The following is a 2,523-nucleotide window of genomic DNA, read 5'->3' on the forward strand; positions in this document are numbered from 1 at the left end:
CCCGCCAACCTTGCGGGATTCAGCGTGTCCAACACACGGGGTCAAGTCCCGGAGCTACCAGATGCCAGTTCGTCTCGGCGGACCCGGCACGTCCTGGCCAGCATGGCGGGCACCATCTTGCTACTTGGAGTTGTTCTACTGCTATGGCGGCCATGGCAGCACCCGCAGTCCGATATGAGCGCCGTCTCACCGGGCAAGACACCGATTCCATCCCCTGCGTCGCCGCCTTCGATGACAGCAGCACTGTCTCCGGCTCCAACGTCTGCTGCGGCAGAGCCCCCCTCCACGGCGAGCACCGTAGTGGCACCCTCGGGGACACTGACAACTCCTGCCTCCAATCCCAACGGGCCTGGATGCTCATCGCAGCGACCGAAGAATTGCGGTCAATGGACGCCTGAGCAGGCCGCGTTCGCATGCAGGGCAGTCCTAGCTGGTGCCGACTACTCTGGCGCCCTCAAGCGCTTGCTGATGAATAGGTACGGACTCAGTGAGGACAGTGCCTTCTTCCTCGGCAAAGAGGCCACCTACAGCCTGGACAGCGGTGGGGACTACATCCCCCCGCCGTCTAACGCCGAAGGTTTCCATCCGATGTGCAACGACATCGTTCCCTGACCTCGGACGCAGGCCCCTCGTGTGCACTTGTTGACAAGGTCGGCGAGATGGTCGAGCGGTACGGGCTGGCGGCAGTTTAGGCGTTTGAGCTGAGTTCGATTCTTGCCGCTCCCACGAAGCGTCGGCGCTCGTCATCGATCGCTTTCCGCTTAGCATCGAGTTTCTTGAGCTGTTCGCGTAGCGCGTCGGCGTCCCGGCTTGATGAAGTCAGTAGCTGCTTGTATTTCTGTGCGCTGCCCTGAATGTCATACGCTCGCGCCCGAATAGACCGGCACGCTTCGGCGAGTTTGGCGGCACCGAGAATCGTCAACGAATCGGCAAGTGAACCAAGGTTTCTCGTCTCTTCGCGCAATACCGAGATGCTGCGATCGAATCCTTTCCGATCCAACGGCTCAACCGTGGTTGGACTGAAATGCAGGTCGAGTCTGCGCGATGCTGTACTCACGTCGTAGCAGATTTGGAGCAGCTTGTCGGTCCGCCATTTTTCTGCCTCGATCTCCCTGGTGGAACGACTGCTTCTTCTCGTTCCGTAGTAGGCGGCTGCAGCCACGATCACGGAGCCAAGCAGGCCCACGAGGGGTGGGAAATATGGCTGCCACCCAAGGCCGTGATCGATGACTTCGACCATCAGCGGACCGCTCATGAGACGAGCGACAATCCAACCATCGGACGATCATGCCACCTCACTGTCATGGCTCAAGCTCGCCTGGTGCTTTGTGGCGGACCCACCTGGCCTCCGAACCGGGCAACTCTGCTGTGGACACGACCCCGCATTCACCACGGACGGTGCTGAACGTGCAATTCGTGAGCCGTGCGTCGGGCTATACGCCAGTGCACCGATGCTGCGAAACGTGCGGGGATTGTTAACGTCCGCGCGGCCGCGTCACGTGTCCGCGGGAGCGTCCGTGCATCTCGTAGTCGAGGTGTAAGCCGCCAGTCCAGCTGAGCTGGCGCAACCGCGCAGAGAACAAGGCCGCGAATGGGGGGGCGAGATCGAAATCCCCTGCACCGCGTCTAATCAACGTTGAATTGCAATGGTCGGTGAAGATCGCTCCTGGAACAATCCAACCACCTCCGCCATCAGGCGGAATGCTGAAAGCGTTGGGTACAGAACGCGGCTCAGGTCGCTTGTTAGACGTAGATTTACGATCGTGGGGTCGGTGCTTTCATGCTGCTCTTGTTCGGACATGCCTAGAACAGCCCACGGACGACCGTAGGCGAATCCCGAACAGACTTGCCACGGCAACAGCGGTGCCGAGATCGGTGAATGCTTGTTGACGTAGCGAACTGCAGCACTGCTGAAGTAGCCAGATCGGACGTCTGACGCTGCGATTCCACGCTGGACAGCGATTGCATCAAGTTTGGTCAACTTGGCCTCCCGCGTCGACTCATCAGCCAGGCCTACGGGTTGCAGGGCGGTCGCCTGGTCTTTGAAGTTCTTTGCGTGCCAGCGCAGAGTGCGCTCGATGCGGTCGTTGCGGCGAGTTGGATGCAGCATCCAGTACGCCGCTGCGAGGTTTTCTAGAGACCCGCGTATCAGGCTATAGACCGCCGATGCATGTAACACCTGCAAATCGACCACCAGAGATTTGGCTGCATGCAAGTGATCGACTCCGCTGACGAGGCAGCTACGCACGGCGTGAGATACGCAGTACGGCGCGCTGTGCTTGTCATCGCCACTTAGAGACGAACCGCGACTCACTGGGAAGTCGTCCAGATCTTGGATGCGTTGGGCCATCTTCTCGATGCCCGGCGCGATTTCTAGCCACTTTGCCGCTACCTCTTCAGCCGGTAGTTCATCAGTTACTTCGCCATTGCTCACCGGACCATCATCTAGTTCGGCACCGACACGAGGTGGAGTTGTTGACGACGCCTGAAAACTGACCCCCTGTCGACGGGTGAATTTTGACC

Annotated in this window: 3 protein-coding genes; 1 reads left to right on the forward strand and 2 read right to left on the reverse strand. The window is 59.7% G+C overall.

What is annotated here, in order from left to right; genetic code table 11:
- Positions 1-468 precede the first annotated feature (468 nt).
- The gene (locus tag EB75_RS29555; protein ID WP_168176143.1) at positions 469-612 is read left to right on the forward strand and encodes a hypothetical protein; all 144 of its coding nucleotides are present in this window, start codon (positions 469-471) and stop codon (positions 610-612) included.
- Positions 613-688: 76 nt separating this feature from the next.
- Here the strand turns inward: EB75_RS29555 and EB75_RS28225 are convergent, their stop codons facing one another.
- Positions 689-1,255, reverse strand: coding sequence for a hypothetical protein (locus tag EB75_RS28225; protein WP_073698488.1), 567 nt, complete (start codon positions 1,253-1,255; stop codon positions 689-691).
- A 375-nt stretch (positions 1,256-1,630) separates the two neighbouring features.
- A partial coding sequence (locus tag EB75_RS29120) for a hypothetical protein (RefSeq protein ID WP_217267740.1) occupies positions 1,631-2,523 on the reverse strand: 893 nt, incomplete at its 5' end.

The sequence above is a fragment of the Mycobacterium sp. ST-F2 genome (genome assembly GCF_001905655.1).
Taxonomy (GTDB): domain Bacteria; phylum Actinomycetota; class Actinomycetes; order Mycobacteriales; family Mycobacteriaceae; genus Mycobacterium.